An 18052-nucleotide genomic window follows, 5' to 3' on the forward strand; every position below is an offset into this window, starting at 1 on the left:
ATAAACAGAACAATGGCAAATTATTTCAACACCCTTCCCCTTAGAGAACAATTGAACCAATTAGGCGTAGCCGAATTCATGGATATCAGTGAATTCGCCGACGGCGTTAGCGCATTAAAAGGCAAAAAAATCGTCATCGTGGGCTGTGGTGCTCAAGGCCTTAACCAAGGGCTCAATTTAAGGGATAGCGGGCTGGATGTTTCCTATGCCCTCCGTAAGGAAGCAATCGAACAGAAGCGCGATTCGTGGAAGAATGCTACCGACAACCACTTCACCGTTGGTACGTATGAAGAGCTTATCCCCACGGCCGACCTGGTAAGCAACCTCACTCCGGACAAGCAGCACTCGTCGGTAATCGACGCGGTGATGCCCCTGATGAAGGAGGGCGCTACGCTTTCCTACTCACACGGATTCAACATCGTGGAAGAAGGAAAGGAAATACGTAAAGATATCACGGTGATCATGGTGGCCCCCAAATGCCCGGGTTCTGAAGTACGGGCTGAGTACCTGCGTGGTTTCGGCGTACCGACACTTATTGCTGTCCATCCCGAAAACGACCCGCAAGGAAAAGGCCTTGCCGAGGCGAAAGCCTATTGTGTGGGAACAGGAGGCCATAAAGCGGGTGTACTGCGTTCCTCTTTCGTGGCGGAGGTGAAATCCGACCTGATGGGCGAGCAGACCATTCTATGCGGACTGCTGCAAACCGGGTCTATCCTGTCCTTTGATAAGATGATAGAGAAAGGCATCGACCCGGGCTATGCTTCCAAACTGGTACAGTATGGCGTGGAGGTCATCACCGAAGCGTTGAAGCAAGGCGGCATTACCGCAATGATGGACCGCCTCAGCAACATCGCAAAAATCAAGGCCTTTGAAGTTTCAGAAGAGCTGAAGGACATCATGCGCCCCCTGTTCCAAAAGCACCAGGACGACATCATGAGCGGCGAATTCAGCCGTACGATGATGGAAGATTGGGCCAACGGCGACAAGCAGCTGCTGGGATGGCGCGCAGCTACCGGCGAGACGGCTTTTGAAAAAACACCCGCCGGCGACGTGAAAATCGGTGAACAGGAGTATTTCGACCACGCCGTATTCATGGTTTCTTATATCAAGGCAGGTGTCGAACTTGCGTTTGAAACCATGGTCGAGGCAGGCATCAAGCCGGAGTCAGCATACTACGAGTCGCTGCACGAAACGCCGCTAATTGCCAATACCATCGCCCGCAAAAAGCTATTCGAGATGAACCGGGTGATATCTGATACCGCAGAATACGGCTGCTACCTGTTTGACCATGCTTGTAAGCCGTTGCTGGCCGACTTCATGAAAACAGTAGACACGGACATCATTGGCCGCAATTTCAACGAAGGCAAAGACCTGGCGGTCGATAACCAAACGTTGATTGCGGTGAATGAAGCTATCCGTACGCACCCGGTTGAAAAAGTAGGTGCCGTATTGCGCAAAGCCATGACGGCTATGAAGGCTATAAAAACAGTTTAGGGAACCGCCCTATTTTTCGTAAATTTGTACAATACTGAAATGACTGATCCAGTGGTCCATATCGCTCAATTAAACCTGCAATACGCGGGCGAAGTGGTATTGGATCAATTGGACTGGCAGGTCTTCCGCGGCGAGTGCTGGCTGATCGGCGGGAAAAGCGGCTCGGGTAAAAGTGCATTGGCAAAGGTGGTGGCCGGTTTGGAAAAAGGAACCGGTACGGTCGAAATCAATTTTATCCGCCACTCTTCATTACCGCCGCGCGTATTGTATGTATCCAATTGGTATGAGTTTACGAACCTGGAGGGTGACCGTAACTTTTACTACCAGCAGCGGTATAACAAGCACCAGAAAAACGATACGCTCACCGTTTATGCCGAGCTTGCCGCCTATGCCCAAGCAGAGGGCCTATCGTTCGGGGATCTCGAAAAGTACCTCGATTTGTTCGAATTCATCGACTTGAAAGGCACCCAGCTGATCGAGCTCTCCAGCGGTGAGCACAAGAAGTTGCAATTGATCAAAGCGCTGTGGCTACAGCCCCAGCTGCTGATTGTCGATGAACCTTACACCGGCTTGGATAAAGCGTCGCGCAAAAAACTGAACGGCTTTTTCGACGACCTTGCCGCGGTAGGCGTACAGCTGGTTTTGGTGACCAATGAGCAGGATTTACCGGCTTGCATCAATCGGTTTGCGGAAATCGACAAGGGCAATATCAAGCAGGTGGATTCTGTACAAGCATTGTCGGTGGATGCCAGCCGTAACCGCAAGCCCCTTCCTTTGTTCCTGCAAGAAGCACCCGTATCGCCCGCCGAGGTGATGGTCCACATGGAAAACATCCACGTCCGTTATGGCGATAAGGTAGTGCTCAAGGGGATTGACTGGACGGTCCGTGCAGGCGAAAAATGGCTACTCCAAGGGCATAACGGCTCGGGGAAATCGACGCTCCTCAGCCTGATTACCGGCGACCACCCGCAGGCGTATGCCAACAACATCGCGCTTTTCGGCCAGCCCCGCGGCAGCGGTGAGAGCATTTGGGACATCAAGGAGCGCATCGGCATCATCTCGCCCGAACTGCACTGGTATTTTGACAAGACTGCGCGCGTCTGGCAGGCCATAGCCTCCGGCTTCTACGACAGTATCGGCCTATTTAGGCAGGTGAGCTATGAGAAGCAGCAGAAAATCAACCAGCTGCTGGATTTCTTCGAGCTTACCGAAGTGAAAGACCGGCTGATCACCACCCTGCCACTCGGGAAACAGCGCCTGGTATTGCTGGCGCGGACAATCATCAAAAATCCGGCGCTGCTGATATTGGATGAGCCGTGCCAGGGGCTGGACCATACCCAAACTGCATTTTTTAACGCCGTCGTGGATGAGCTCTGCGGCTTCGGGAAAACATTGATTTATGTAGGCCACTATGAAACACAGCTACCAAATTGCTTGGAAAAGAAAATGGTACTGGAGAAAGGCGAAGCAAAAGTAATAGAAGAAATGAACGAAGTTGTTTGCTGAGCAGGTTAACAACACATAACAGAAACAAAAAAAAACAGCTTATTATGTTGCATGATCCTAACCGCATATACGTTTTTGACACCACCCTTCGGGACGGGGAGCAGGTACCTGGCTCACAGCTGACCACCCCTGAGAAACTTATTATCGCCGAAGAACTGGAGACGCTGGGCGTCGATGTGATCGAAGCCGGATTCCCCATTTCGAGCCCGGGCGACTTCAACAGTGTGGTCGAAATCTCCAAGCTGGTTACCAACCCAACGGTGTGTGCCCTTACGCGGGCCGTTAAAGGCGATATCGATTCGGCAGCCGAAGCGTTGAAATATGCCAAGCACCCCCGTATCCATACCGGGATCGGCGCATCAGACATGCACATCAAATACAAATTCAACAGTACGCGGGAAGCAATTTTGGAACGGGCCGTAGAGGCCGTCAAATACGCCAAAAGCTTCGTAGAGGATGTGGAATTCTATGCTGAGGATGCAGGGAGGGCCGACAATGAATACCTGGCGCGGATGATCGAGGCGGTGATTGCTGCGGGCGCAACCGTGGTAAACATACCCGATACAAACGGCTACTGCCTGCCCGAGCAATACGGCGCCAAAATCCGGTTCTTGAAAGAGAACGTGAAAAATATTGACCAGGCAATCATTTCGGTGCATTGCCACAACGACCTGGGGCTAGCCACGGCCAACAGTTTGGCCGGACTGCAAAACGGCGCCCGACAGGTAGAATGTACCATCAATGGTATCGGTGAGCGCGCGGGCAATACCTCACTCGAAGAGATTGTCATGGCATTGAAAGTACACCAATCGCTCGGCCTGCACACGGAAATAAACACAAAGGAGCTGTATCCGCTTAGCTGTACGGTGAGCCGGATGATGCGCATGCCTGTACAGCCCAACAAAGCAATTGTAGGGCGCAACGCGTTTGCACACAGTTCGGGCATACACCAGGATGGCGTTCTTAAACACCGGGAGAACTATGAAATCATGAACCCCGAGGATGTAGGCATCGACCAATCCGAAATCATATTGACTGCCCGGAGTGGCCGCCATGCTTTGAAACACCATTTGGTGCGATTGGGGTACACCATCGACCGGGTTGACCTCGATCAGGTCTATCAGCGTTTCCTGGAGCTGGCCGACGTGAAGAAAGAGCTGAAAGACGATGACCTGCTTCAGCTGATGGGTGCCAAAACACACGAGAACTTCAAAAATGGACTGGCGATCAGTGCACTGCAAGTAACAACCGGCGACCAAGAAACGCCTGTGGCAACCATCAAATTAGGGCTCAACGGTAAGGAATATACCGCTACGGCTACCGGGAACGGGCCGGTAAGCGCGGCCATCAGGGCGATAGAGGAGATAACAGGCAAACATATAGAAATCAAAGAATTCAATATACATTCCATCCATGGCGGCAGCGACGACGTCAGCAAAGTGGATATGCGCGTGGTTTATGAAGATAAATCATACATGGGGTATGGCTTCAGCACCGATATCGTTCGGGCATCTACAAACGCCTACCTCGACGCGTTGAATAAGTTTATTTGAGCCGTAAGTCGCATCACTGGCGGCTAACAGGATAACGTAAAAAAACAAAAAACAACTATAAAAATGGGTAAGACATTATTTGATAAGGTGTGGGATACACACGTAGTGCACAGGATCGAAGGGGGGCCGGATGTGTTATTTATCGACCGGCATCTGATCCATGAGGTAACCAGCCCGGTTGCGTTCCGGGGACTGAAAAGCCGTGGGGCCCGTGTGCTGTATCCCGAGCGTACTTTTGCTACGGCAGACCACAACACGCCGACGATAAATCAGGATAAGCCTGTCGCAGACCCTTTGTCGGCCAACCAGTTGCGGGCATTGGAAGAAAACACGGCCGAGTATGGCATCCGGCACTGGGGCTTAGGCCATCACCGCAACGGTATCGTCCACGTAATCGGCCCGGAAAATGGAATTACACAACCCGGGGCCACCATCGTATGCGGCGATTCACATACCTCCACCCACGGTGCATTCGGTGCCATCGCTTTCGGTATCGGTACGTCTGAAGTGGAAATGGTACTGTCCACGCAGTGCATCTTGCAGCCGAAGCCGAAAAAGATGCGTATCACCGTAAACGGTACATTGAGCCCCGGAGTGCTCCCCAAAGACGTGGCATTGTATATCATCTCGCAACTGACTACTTCCGGTGCCACGGGATATTTCGTGGAATACGCTGGGTCGGTATTCGAACAGATGAGTATGGAAGGCCGCATGACCGTGTGTAACATGAGCATCGAAATGGGTGCGCGCGGAGGCATGGTAGCACCCGACCAAACAACGTTCGATTATATCAAGGGCCGCGAATTCAGCCCGAAGGGTGAGGATTGGGATAAGGCTATGGTATATTGGGAAACGCTGAAAAGCGACGACGACGCCCAGTTCGACAAAGAGCTCACGTTTGATGGCTCGAAAATAGAACCGATGATTACCTACGGTACCAACCCCGGTATGGGCATTGGCATCACCAGCGATATCCCCGACGCCGAACACGTTGAGGAAGCGAAAGCAACATTTGACAAGTCGCTCGGCTACATGGGATTCAACGAAGGCGAAACCATGGTAGGCAAGAAAATCGACTATGTATTCGTAGGCAGCTGCACCAATGGCCGTATCGAAGACTTCCGTGCCTTTGCATCGCTGGTAAAAGGTAAGCAGAAGGCCGATGATGTAACCGTGTGGCTTGTCCCTGGATCGCATGTGGTCGAAAGGCAGATCCGTGAAGAAGGTATCCTTGATATCCTGACCGAAGCCGGATTCACGCTGCGGCAGCCGGGCTGCTCGGCGTGCCTGGCAATGAACGACGATAAAATCCCGGCGGGCAAATATGCCGTGAGCACGTCAAACCGGAACTTCGAGGGCCGCCAGGGGCCGGGTGCACGTACCCTGCTCGCAAGTCCGTTGGTAGCTGCAGCGGCGGCCGTAACCGGAAAAGTAACAGATCCACGAACCCTTACTCAACAGTAACATGGCATACGACAGTTTCAACATACTCACAAGCACAGCAGTACCTCTTCCCATCGAAAATGTGGATACCGACCAGATTATCCCGGCGCGTTTCCTGAAGGCTACCGAACGGAAAGGCTTCGGCGACAACCTGTTCCGCGACTGGCGCTACAATCCGGACAACACGCCAAAAGCAGACTTTGTGCTGAATGACCCTACGTATACCGGCAAAATCCTGGTGGGCGGCAAGAACTTCGGCTCGGGCTCATCGCGCGAGCACGCCGCGTGGGCCATCTATGATTATGGCTTCCGCTGTGTGATATCCAGCTTCTTTGCGGATATATTCCGCAACAACTGCCTCAATATCGGCGTGCTGCCCGTACAGGTGAGCGCAGCATTCCTGGAAAAGATATTCGATGCGGTTTATGCAGATCCGACTACGGAGCTGGAAGTGAACCTCCCCGAGCAGACCGTTACCATATTATCAACGGGCGAAAAGGAGTCGTTCAATATCACGAGCTATAAAAAAAGTAACATGATGAACGGTTTCGATGATATCGACTACCTGCTCAACATCAAGTCGGATATCCAGGAATTTGCCAAAACACTTCCATTATAACCGCATGGCCAGCAGGACAATTGAAATCATGGATACGACACTGCGCGATGGTGAACAGACATCGGGCGTGTCATTCTCGGTTTCAGAAAAACTGACCATCGCGCAGCTGCTTTTGGAAGAGTTGCAGGTAGACCGGGTGGAGATTGCCTCGGCACGGGTTTCGCAGGGCGAGTTCGACTGTGTGAAAGCCGTGGCAAGCTGGGCCGCCGACAACGGCCACTTGGACCGCGTAGAGGTGCTCTCGTTTGTAGACGGTGGCCGGTCGCTTACATGGATGCAGCAGGCCGGCATCACCGTACAAAACCTCCTTACCAAAGGTTCGCTCAATCACCTTACGCATCAGCTGCGTAAAAGCCCGCAGCAACATTTCGATGAGGTGGCGGCAGTGATCGAATCGGCTGCCGCATACGGCATCCGCACCAACGTGTATCTCGAGGATTGGAGCAATGGCATGCGCCACTCGCCCGACTATGTGCTGCAATACCTCGATTTCCTGGTATCGCAACCCATCAACCGGATCATGTTGCCCGATACCCTCGGCATCCTCTCGCCAGCCGAAACGTTTGCGTTTGTTTCAGCCATCCGGGCTAAGTATCCCCAGGCACATTTCGATTTCCACGCACATAACGATTACGACCTCGGTACGGCAAACGTGCTGGAGGCCGTGAAAGCCGGCGTGAACGGCCTGCACCTCACAGTAAACGGCATGGGCGAGCGCGCTGGCAATGCGCCGCTGGCAAGCGCCGTGGCGGCAATCAATGACCTGCTGTCGGAAGCCGAAGTGCGCATCAAGGAATCGGCTATCTATACGGTAAGCAAACTCGTGGAGAATTTCTCGGGTGTGCGCATACCAACCAATAAGCCGGTGGTGGGCGACAATGTATTTACGCAGACGGCTGGCATCCACGCCGATGGCGACAACAAAAACAACCTCTATTTCAACGACCTCCTCCCGGAGCGTTTCGGTAGAAAGCGAAAATATGCGCTGGGCAAGACCTCCGGCAAAGCGAATATCGAAAAAAACCTGCAGGAGCTCGGCCTTAAGCTCAATGAAGAAGATTTGCGGAAGGTGACCCAACGGGTAATCGAGCTGGGCGACAAAAAAGAAACCGTAACCACCGAGGACCTACCCTACATCATTTCCGATGTACTGACCACCGGTGCCCAGGAAGAGCAGATCCTGGTAGAATCGTACGTGCTTACCCATGCTAAGGGCCTCCGTCCCACGGCAACAATCGCCGTGCGGGTGAACGGCAAGCTGTTTGAAGAACACGCACAGGGGGACGGCCAGTTCGATGCCTTTATGAATGCGCTAACAATGGCTTACTCAAAAAACAACATCCGACTACCCGCATTGATCGACTACAACGTCCGCATTGCGCCGGGGAGTAGCTCCGATGCGCTGTGCGAAACCACCATCACCTGGCAGACCGATAAGCGGACATTCGCTACCCGCGGACTCGATTCGGACCAAACCGTATCGGCCATCAAGGCCACCCAGAAGATGCTCAATATCCTTCCAGACATTGGACACAAGACGACAAACAAGAGAAAAGAGACGACAGACAAGAGACAAGAGACGACAGACAAGAGATATATTGATTTTTAAGATTAACGTATAAGATGAAACTAAATATAGCGCAATTGCCCGGCGACGGGATAGGGCCTGAAGTTGTGGCGCAGGCGGTTAAGGTAGTCGACGCGATTGCCGAGAAATTCGGACACGAGGTAAACTGGACATCGGGAGTGACCGGTGCGGCGGCGATTGATGCCGTGGGCGACCCTTACCCTGATGCGACGCACGAAATCTGCCTGGCTGCGGATGCCGTACTGTTCGGTGCCATTGGCCACCCCCGTTACGACAATGACCCCAAGGCGCCCGTGCGCCCCGAGCAGGGCCTATTGAAAATGCGTAAGAAGCTTGGCTTGTTTGCCAATGTACGACCCACGTTTACCTTCCCTTCGCTGATAGACAACTCGCCATTGAAAAGAGAGCGTATCGAGGGAACAGACCTGGTCATCCTCCGGGAGCTCACCGGGGGCATCTACTTCGGCGAACGGGGCCGGAAAGATGGTGGCGACACCGCTTTCGATACCTGCACCTACACCCGCGAAGAGGTACGTCGCTTAGCGAAACTGGGCTTTGAAATGGCCATGAGCCGCCGCAAGAAACTATGCTGTGTGGATAAGGCCAACGTACTGGAAAGCTCCCGACTGTGGCGCGAAACCGTACAGGACATGGAAAAAGATTTCCCCGAAGTGGAAGTGAGCTACGAATTTGTGGATGCCGTGGCGATGCGCCTGGTGCAATGGCCCAGCACGTATGACGTACTGATCACCGAAAACCTCTTCGGCGACGTCCTAACCGACGAGGCCTCGGTTATCTCCGGATCCATGGGACTAATGCCTTCGGCATCTATCGGTGTGCACACCTCACTATTCGAGCCCATACACGGATCGTACCCCCAAGCCGCTGGCAAAGACATCGCCAATCCTCTGGCTACGGTCTTATCGGCCGCCATGATGTTTGAAGATGCGTTCGGCTTGCAGGAAGAAGGGGCACTCATCCGTTCGGTGGTTAACAAATCGCTTGCGGAAGGTATTGTCACCGAAGATTTGGCCGGCAAAAACAAGGCATATAAAACCAGTGAGGTGGGCGATTGGCTCACTGCCCAGGTCAGGCAGGCCGAGGTAGTTGAAACACCCGCTTCATGAAACACCTCACCGAAGCGGCAGCCAAAAGGCTTTCGGGCGTAGTGACCCACACGCCACTGCAATACAGCCACCGGTTATCGGCGCAGTATGGGGCGGAGGTTTACCTCAAACGGGAAGACCTACAGGTGGTGCGCTCCTACAAGCTGCGCGGGGCGTACAATAAAATCAGTAAACTCACGCCTGCCGAGCGTGCCAAAGGGGTGATATGTGCCAGTGCCGGCAACCATGCCCAAGGCGTGGCTTTCTCATGCAGACTGCTGGGTATCAATGGGGTGATATTCATGCCCGGTCCCACTCCAAGGCAGAAAATCAGCCAAACTGAGATGTTTGGTGGAGACCGGATCGAGATTGTCCTCACGGGCGATACCTTCGACGACTGCCAACAGGCCGCGCTGGCCTACGGGGCACAGCACGAGCTTACCTTCATCCACCCTTTTGACGATCCCGATATCATCGAGGGCCAGGGTACGGTAGGTGTTGAAATCCTCCAAGACCAGCCCGATACCGATATGGTCATCGTACCCATCGGCGGTGGCGGGCTGGTCTCGGGAATCGGGAATTACCTCAAGGAGGCCAGGCCCGAAACCGCCATCTTAGGGGTAGAACCCGAAGGCGCGGCCTCGATGAAAGCTGCCCTGGCACACGGCGGCCCGATAACCCTCGACGAAATCAACCGCTTCGTAGATGGTGCCGCGGTAAAACGCATCGGCGACCTCACCTATCGCTACGCACGCGAACTTCTGGACGACGTAAAGCCCATCCCCGAAGGAAAGATATGTACCACCATCCTCGAGCTGTACAATAAGGACGCGATTGTGGCCGAACCCGCAGGGGCGCTTGCTGTCGCCGCGCTCGATGCGTACGCCGATCGAATAAAAGGTAAAAAAGTGGTGTGTGTGGTAAGCGGCGGGAACAACGACATCGACCGGATGGCAGAAATCAAGGAACTCTCGCTCCTCTATGAGGGCCTTAAGCATTACTTCATCGTACGCTTCCCCCAGCGCCCCGGCGCGCTGAAGTTATTCGTCAACGAAGTGCTGGGCCCGAATGATGACATCACCCGGTTTGAATTCATCAAAAAAACACAGCGGGAACGCGGACCTGCATTGGTAGGCATCGAATTGCAAAGCGCCGCTGACTACACGGCTCTGATAGAACGGATGCGCAAACACCGCTTCGGTTTCAAGGACGTAAACAACGATCCCACACTGTTTGAATACCTGATTTGACGGGTTGGGAAAACGGTCGGGGCCTAACGCCTGAATATATCAATAAATATACCGAAAGAACGAACCAATTATCCACACATTACTTTACAAGCGCGGCAAATACAATCATACGCTCCTGATAGACAACATATTGTCCGACACTTAACCCACACCACTTATCCACAATGTGTATAATTCCACATCTGTTGATAACAATTACTACCTATCTGGGTTTAAATAGTTGATATTTGTTCAAGGCTACAACTTACCAACCTCACGGTAAAGATAAAGTTGAACATTAAAATTTTATAGCGTATGACACGGATTATTAAGTTCGAAAAAAATGATTGCGTACCCTGCAACCAAGTGTCTGAGTTTCTCGACCGCAGGGGTGTTTCCTATGAGAAAGTGAATCCGTTTGATAAGCCGGAGCTCGCCATCCAATATAAGGTCCGTACCGTACCCACGGTTATCGTACTGAATCAGGATCAAGAGACCCAGCGCATCATTGGGTTCAAACCGGAAGAGCTATCAGCCTTGACCGTACAGTAACAAGGTAAGCCCTGGCGGGTCTACGGTAGACGCGCGCGGTGCGGTATAATAACAATAAGCAGGGACCCCCTCGGTATGTGGGGGTTTGGCATCTAAAAAGGTTCGTATGATGGAAAGGATATATTACGACAGCAAAACGGGCAACGTGGAGCGGTTTATGCGGAAAATAGCCGAAGCAACCGGGTGGGAGACTGAGAAAATCCAACCCGACACAGTGGCCGTACAAGAAGGGCACCTGGTGACGTTCACCACACGGTTTGGCGAGATTCCAGAAACCACCAAAAACTTTTTACAGCAGGCAAGTCCATATATACTATCTGTATCATCGAGCGGCAACCGCAACTGGGGGCAGAATTTTGCGGTAGCCGGAAACAAGATCGCCTCCGAATACGGTATCCCATTGGCATTGAAATTTGAGCTATCGGGAACCAACGAAGATATCAATGAATTTATCGCCATCATTAAAGCAAGGAGAAACCATGGTAACAAACGAGGTAGCAAAGAGCTGGATATTGCTCAATAACGAGATCATGATCAAAAATGACGAGGAATTTAGCCTGCACAAGGACAAAGAGGCTGTGCGCGCTTATTTCCTCGAGTATGTCAATAAAAACACGGTATTCTTTTACACGCTGAAAGAAAAAATAGACTACCTCATCGAAAACGATTATTACATCAATTTCTATGAGTGGTTTACCTTCGAGGAGATGGAGCGTGTGTACGACTTCATTGCTTCCAAGAAGTTCCGTTTCGCTTCGTTCATGAGCGCTTTTAAGTTTTTCCAGAGCTATGCCCTGCGCGACGATTCGGGCGAGAAATTCCTGGAGCGCTACGAAGACCGTGTTGCCGCCGTATCGTTGTTCCTAGCCCGCCAGGCCGGTGTGGAACAAGCTTTGGAGTATGCCGAGCTATTGATCAACCAAGAGTACCAGCCAGCCACCCCAACGTTCCTCAATGCCGGCAAAAAAAGGTCGGGTGAACTGGTATCTTGCTTCCTTGATGAAATCGGCGATAACCTCAACGGCATCGGCTATGCGGTAGATTCGGCAATGAAATTATCGTCCATAGGTGGTGGCGTATCGTTCAACATCTCGAAGATCCGGGCACGCGGCGAGGCCATAAAAGGCGTGGAAGGCCGGGCCGGGGGCGTATTGCCCATCATGAAAATCCTCGAAGACACTTTCTCATACGCTAACCAATTGGGCCAGCGCCCGGGAGCTGGAGCGGTATACCTCAACATCTTCCACTCGGATATCGAGGAATTCCTCGACTGTAAAAAAATCAACGTAGACGAAAAAGTCCGTATAAAATCGCTCTCCATCGGCGTCATCGTACCCGATAAGTTCATGGAGCTGGCGGCCAAAGACGAACCTTGCTACTTGATTTATCCGCACACCGTGATGCAGGAATATGGCCAGTACTTGGACAACCTGGATATGGACGAGATGTATGACGAGCTCGTAACCAATCCGAAAATCAAGAAAAAGAAAATCAATGCCCGCCACCTGCTGGTCAAAATTGCCCAAACGCAGAAGGAAAGCGGTTATCCTTATATTTTCTTTAAAGAGAACGCCAATAGGCAGCATGCGTTGAACGGTATCGGCAAAGTCAAGTTCTCGAACCTCTGCACCGAAATCATGCAAGTGTCTGAAGTATCCGACATCAACATATACGGACAGGAAGACACCATCAGGTACGGCATCTCATGCAACCTGGGTTCGCTCAATATCGCTACGGTGATGGACAATAAACGGATTGAACAATCCGTCAAAATCGCGATGCGCGCGCTCACCATGGTAACCGACGTGACCGATATTGCCATGGTACCTTCTATCCAGAAGGCCAACCGCGAATTGCATAGCGTGGGCTTAGGGGCAATGAACCTCCACGGCTTCCTCGCCAAAAACTTCATCATGTACGAAAGCGAAGAAGCACTGGATTTTGCCAACGTATTCTTTATGATGGTAAACTACTACTCGCTGCAGGCATCGATGGAAATCGCACGAGAGCGGAAGCGGACATTCGAAGGCTTCGAAAAAACGGCTTATGCCGATGGGTCGTACTTCGATAAATACGTAAGCCGCGATTATTTCCCAACCACCATCAAGGTCACCGAGTTGTTCGCAGGTATCGACATTCCGTCCATGGAGGATTGGAAAGTATTGAAAGAGCAAGTGAAGGAACACGGCATATACCACGCCTACCGGATAGCGATTGCACCCAACCAGTCTACCTCATACATCATGAATGCGACCGCTTCGGTGATGCCGATTGTAGATACGATAGAAGTACGTGAGTATGGCGACAGCACAACCTATTACCCCATGCCATACCTCACCAATGAGAACTACTTCTATTACAAGTCGGCGTATGATATGGACCAGATGAAAGTACTGCGGTTGATTTCAGTCATCCAGCGGCATGTAGACCAAGGGATATCCACCATCCTGCACACCAACTCCAAGGACAATACCCGCGATTTGGCGAAGTACTACATCTACGGGCATAAAATGGGATTGAAATCGCTGTATTATACGCGGACACGGAAATCATCGATTAACGAATGTGTATCGTGTTCGGCATAAACTAAAAGTTGTAATACAAAATTTTTGTCGAATGAACCCGCCGGCCCCGCCGAGGCAGGACAGGCATTGACACTTGAAAAATAAAAAATATACAGATGAGACAATATAAAGCCGTCAACTGGAATGAGCCAGAAAATGACTACGCATTGATGTTCTGGGAGCAGAATATCAAGCAATTCTGGATAGACACGGAATACATCCCTTCCAAAGACATAGACAGCTGGAAGGCCCTTTCTCCCGAGATGCGGGAGTGCTACAAAAAGGCACTGGGAGGGCTTACGCTGCTCGATACGCTACAAAGCCATACGGGCATGCCCAAGATCATGGACCACATCGATTCGTTGCAAAACAAATCGGTACTGGCCTACATGTGTATGATGGAAGCCATCCATGCCAAGTCTTACTCTACCATCTTCACCACGGTAGCCACGTCGCAAGACATTGAAGATATCTTCAATTGGGTGCAGAATAACAAGTATTTGCAGTTCAAGGCATCTACAATCGATAAGCACTACCGCAAACTAGCCGATGCGGATATCAGCAAAGAGGATCTTTTCATGGGGCTGTGTGCTTCGGTATTCTTGGAGTCTTTCCTCTTTTATAGCGGCTTCTTCATCCCGCTGTGGCTTTGCGGCCAGGGGCACATGGTTGCCAGTGCAGACATCATCAAAAAAATCGTTGCCGACGAGTCTATCCACGGCGTATTTGTGGGGCTTCTGGCACAAGATGTATACAAGACGCTCCCCCACCCCGAAAAAACGAAAGAAAAGCTGCTGGCCCTACTCAACGAGCTGTATGAAAACGAGCTTAAGTATACAGAAGAAATCTATACCGAAGTAGGGCTTACAGCCGAAGTGAAGGAATATGTGCGTTACAACGCAAACAAAGCCCTGATGAACCTCGGGTTCGAGCCGATATTTGAGGTTAAGCGTGTAAACCCCATTGTATTGAACGGCCTCAGTGTAGAAACCACCCAGCATGATTTCTTCTCCAAGAAATCCACCAATTACGAAAAAGCAACGGAAATCGTGCATCTCCGCGATGAAGATTTCGTGATGGATACATCGATTGCCATATAGCAAAAAAGATTGCCGTATAATAAGAAAAGGGGGCTCGAGCCCCCTTTTTGTGTAATAAATATCCCGATATCACCCTTAAACCGTTGGCAGGCTCCACCCCTCGCGATATTGCCTTTTTACGAATTGGTTCACCTCATCGAAATTGGTTACTTTCATATTGTCGTTATCCCAAATCAATTTGAGATTCCTACCGGGGTATTTGTTGTCGATACGGAGGTCTGAGCCGCGGATGGCTAGGTTTGCCATAAGCAGCGCTTCCGTAAGTGGGCCAGCTATCGAAAAAGGCGAGCTTACTTCCTTGTTGCCGTGCCCTGCTATACAGGCCTCTACCCACTGGGCATAGTGGCCGCCCGCTCCGCCGGGTACACGCTCATACTTCACCGGCAGTTTATGCCGTTCGGTAAGCGACGTGGGCAGCAACTGCGGATTTTCGGCATAACAACCGGCCATCATCTTGCCTTTGGTACCCACGAAAAGGATCCCGTTGCCGCCATCACCGAACACTTCATTGGGTCCCAGTTCCTCCGGACGCTGCGGCTGGATACCGCCATCCATCCAGTGGATTTTCACATCGCCGGTGGTCTTTTCGGATTTGGGGAAAGTGAGCACCGCATAGCTGGACGGTGGGCAGCTTTCCGGGAAGTACCCTCTTTTGAATTCATCCACATACACGGTCCCTACACTGGCTTGTACGTCTTTCACATACTGTAGCCCGAGGATACTGAATGGTGCTTCCATGATATGGCATCCCATATCGCCGAGTGCACCCGTACCGTAATCCCACCAACCGCGCCAGTTGAACGGCACCAGTTTATCGATATAGTCTTTATATGGCGCCGTACCCAACCACAGGTCCCAATCGAGCTCCTTTGGTACTTCAGCGGTTTGTGCCGGCCATTGGATGCCCTGTGGCCACACGGGCCTGTCTGTCCACGTGTAGATGGTATGCACATCGCCGATAAGCCCGGCATCAAACCATTCGCGCATGATACGGACACCGTCGCCCGATGCCCCTTGGTTGCCCATCTGTGTTACCACTTTGTATTTTTTTGCCGCCTCTGTCAGTGCGCGGGCCTCAAACACATCGTGGGTAAGGGGTTTCTGCACGTATACATGTTTGCCCAGCTGCATCGCAGCTAGAGCCTGCACCGCGTGGTTATGGTCGGGCGTCGACACCGATACCGCATCGATATGGCGGTGTTCTTTATCGAGCATCTCCCGGTAATCCTTGTAATACTTGGCCTTTGGGAACCTTTTCACCGATCCTTCGGCACGGCGGTCGTCCACATCACAAAGGAAAGCGATTTCGGCCTTTCCGCTCTCGTGGAAACTACGGAGGTCAGAATTTCCCTTGCCCCCCACACCTATACCCGCCACGATCAGCTTATCGCTGGGTGCAATGAAACCCGTGCCCCCCAATACATGCCGGGGTACAATCATGAAGCCTGCTGCTGCCGCAGCTCCCGTTTTAATAAACTCCCTGCGGCTTGCGCCTGCTTTTGTTTGATTACTCTTTTTCATCTAGTATTCAAATTAAATTATTTTCGCGTATCTGCTCTTCCGTACACCCTACCTTTCGTAAAACCGTACAAATCATACTGCCCGATATATGAAAATCGCCAGCAAGTTCTTAGTAAAACTTGCTGGCGACTAATGATTAATTGCCGTATCCGGGGTTCTGTACCAGGTTCGGATTTGCGGCCAACTGGGTGTGGGGTATCGGGTAAATTTCCCGTGTGGGGTCATTGGTCGGTTCGTGATCCCACCATGAGCCGTTGGTAAACCGGCCGAAGCGGATGATATCTGTCCGGCGCTTGCCCTCGAAGATAAATTCGCGCCCACGTTCCGCAAGCAGCTCATCCATTGTCAACGTCGCCGTTGTATAACGTGCGGCCGGCCAATCCGCTGCTGAGAATGCCCGTTGGCGGCTCGCATTGACTAAGTCAACTGCTTCTTGGGTGGCTGTACCGCCGTTCTTCCGCATAATGGCTTCCGCTTTGTTGAAATAGATTTCGGTCAAGCGATAGATGATATAGTGGTTCTCTTGATAGTTCTCATCATCCAATGTGCCGCTCTTGTATTTATGAAAACGGGCACCGCTGTTTTCCTCACCCTCAGCCATGCTGCCTTCGCTCGTGAAATCTCCTTCACTCTCGCGGCGGATGGAGTTGACGTAGGCAAATGGCTTGCCGTTCCATTCTTCCGTACCCAATATCTGCACATTAGTGCCGTATTTGTATTGCGGACCGAACAGGAACCACTCTTTCTTACGCAGGTCGTTATCTGCATACGCATCAAATGCAGAAGGAATGACTACAAATGCGTTCCATCCCCCGTAACCTACATTCAGCACCTCTTTGATGTTATCATAACCCATGAAAAAGCCTCCCCAACCAAAGGTGAAGCCTCCTTGTCGACTGAATGCAAATTGGAAAAGGGACTCCCGGGCGTTCCTATTGGTATTAGCAAATGTTTCGGTTAGATTATTAGCCAATGTCGGTGTGCCGCCAATACCACCAGCCTCTCCATTGATAATCTTATCGCACGCCGCGATACATTCATCCCACATCGGTGTTCCGACGAAATATTCCGCATTCAGGTATAATTCGGCCAGCATGGCATACCCCGCAGCAGCCGATACCCGGCCAACCATTTCAGTAGAATATGGCAACAGTTGCGGAACATAGGTCTCCAATTCGGTTTTAGCGAAATCAAAGACTGCTTGCTTCGACTGTGTAGGCGGGTTCAACGGCTCGCCCACAGTAGTGATAATCGGCACATTACCCCACAATTCCATAAGTTTCATGTAATGAAATGCCCGAAGCACCTTCAGCTCAGCCAATATGGCTGCCATTTCCGCGTCGGAGATACCGAGCGATACATAATCAACCTGCTCCAAGTCCATGAGAGCCGCATTGATGTACCCTACACCTGTCCAAATCAAAGTCCACGCCGAACGCATCCGCCCCTCATTATCCGTCCAAGTATGATAATGCTGCCGGAAGTGGTCGCCACCGTCATACCCATGCCGCCCCTTTTGAGGCCAAGCCAGCTGATCGGCCGACAACTCTGCATGGTAATAATAACCATTCTGGCCTGTAGGTGCCAACCACGCCTGCATGTGGGTAAATGGCCGTAATGCTGCTTGTAGCACCTCAACTTTATTATTATAAAAATTGCCTTTATTCAATTCGCTGTACAACGTCTCATCCAAGTCTGTACACGCACTCATTCCGCTGATCACCATTCCGGAGACCGCGACGTATATTGCTTTCTTAATGTAATTTTTCATCGTTGT

General features: G+C 51.5%; 14 protein-coding genes. 12 read left to right on the plus strand and 2 right to left on the minus strand.

Annotated features, from left to right (window positions below; genetic code table 11):
• The first annotated feature begins 12 nt into the window (after nt 1-12).
• From ilvC to nrdF, 12 genes are all read left to right on the plus strand, one after another.
• A complete protein-coding gene (ilvC, locus tag NGM62_RS06880; protein ID WP_262246766.1) occupies nt 13-1494 on the plus strand; it encodes a ketol-acid reductoisomerase in 1482 nt (493 codons plus the stop codon).
• 39 nt (nt 1495-1533) lie between these two features.
• Complete coding sequence (locus NGM62_RS06885) at nt 1534-3000, plus strand: ATP-binding cassette domain-containing protein (RefSeq protein WP_262246767.1); 1467 nt, start codon at nt 1534-1536, stop codon at nt 2998-3000.
• Nucleotides 3001-3044: 44 nt separating this feature from the next.
• Nucleotides 3045-4553 (plus strand): 2-isopropylmalate synthase, encoded by a 1509-nt coding sequence (locus NGM62_RS06890; protein WP_262246768.1) that lies wholly within the window; start codon nt 3045-3047, stop codon nt 4551-4553.
• 63 nt (nt 4554-4616) lie between these two features.
• Nucleotides 4617-6017, plus strand: coding sequence for a 3-isopropylmalate dehydratase large subunit (gene leuC / locus NGM62_RS06895; protein ID WP_262246769.1), 1401 nt, complete (start codon nt 4617-4619; stop codon nt 6015-6017).
• 1 nt (nt 6018) lies between these two features.
• Complete coding sequence (leuD, locus tag NGM62_RS06900) at nt 6019-6615, plus strand: 3-isopropylmalate dehydratase small subunit (protein ID WP_262246770.1); 597 nt, start codon at nt 6019-6021, stop codon at nt 6613-6615.
• Nucleotides 6616-6619: 4 nt separating this feature from the next.
• Nucleotides 6620-8224: an alpha-isopropylmalate synthase regulatory domain-containing protein gene (locus tag NGM62_RS06905; protein WP_262246771.1), complete on the plus strand. Its 1605-nt coding sequence runs from the start codon at nt 6620-6622 to the stop codon at nt 8222-8224.
• Between the two features lie 14 nt (nt 8225-8238).
• Entirely contained in the window at nt 8239-9330 is a 1092-nt protein-coding gene (leuB, locus tag NGM62_RS06910; protein WP_262246772.1) for a 3-isopropylmalate dehydrogenase, read from the plus strand.
• Nucleotides 9327-10559 carry a threonine ammonia-lyase IlvA gene (ilvA, locus tag NGM62_RS06915; protein ID WP_262246773.1) on the plus strand — a complete coding sequence of 411 codons (1233 nt, stop codon included), beginning with the start codon at nt 9327-9329 and terminating at the stop codon, nt 10557-10559. The genes leuB and ilvA overlap by 4 nt, the downstream gene beginning before the upstream one ends.
• 294 nt (nt 10560-10853) lie before the next feature.
• Nucleotides 10854-11090: a glutaredoxin family protein gene (locus NGM62_RS06920; RefSeq protein WP_262246774.1), complete on the plus strand. Its 237-nt coding sequence runs from the start codon at nt 10854-10856 to the stop codon at nt 11088-11090.
• 106 nt (nt 11091-11196) lie between these two features.
• Nucleotides 11197-11613: a class Ib ribonucleoside-diphosphate reductase assembly flavoprotein NrdI gene (nrdI, locus tag NGM62_RS06925; protein WP_262246775.1), complete on the plus strand. Its 417-nt coding sequence runs from the start codon at nt 11197-11199 to the stop codon at nt 11611-11613.
• Complete coding sequence (gene nrdE, locus NGM62_RS06930; protein ID WP_262246776.1) at nt 11570-13675, plus strand: class 1b ribonucleoside-diphosphate reductase subunit alpha; 2106 nt, start codon at nt 11570-11572, stop codon at nt 13673-13675. Before nrdI ends, nrdE begins: the two co-directional genes overlap by 44 nt.
• Nucleotides 13676-13770: 95 nt before the next feature.
• Nucleotides 13771-14754: a class 1b ribonucleoside-diphosphate reductase subunit beta gene (nrdF, locus tag NGM62_RS06935; RefSeq protein ID WP_262246777.1), complete on the plus strand. Its 984-nt coding sequence runs from the start codon at nt 13771-13773 to the stop codon at nt 14752-14754.
• Nucleotides 14755-14829: 75 nt separating this feature from the next.
• On the opposite strand, the gene NGM62_RS06940 is transcribed toward nrdF, so the two are convergent.
• Entirely contained in the window at nt 14830-16275 is a 1446-nt protein-coding gene (locus tag NGM62_RS06940; RefSeq protein ID WP_262246778.1) for a Gfo/Idh/MocA family protein, read from the minus strand.
• 136 nt (nt 16276-16411) lie between these two features.
• Nucleotides 16412-18046, minus strand: coding sequence for a RagB/SusD family nutrient uptake outer membrane protein (locus NGM62_RS06945; RefSeq protein WP_262246779.1), 1635 nt, complete (start codon nt 18044-18046; stop codon nt 16412-16414).
• Between the last annotated feature and the right edge of the window lie 6 nt (nt 18047-18052).

The organism is Parapedobacter soli, from assembly GCF_025460835.1.
Lineage (GTDB): Bacteria > Bacteroidota > Bacteroidia > Sphingobacteriales > Sphingobacteriaceae > Parapedobacter > Parapedobacter soli.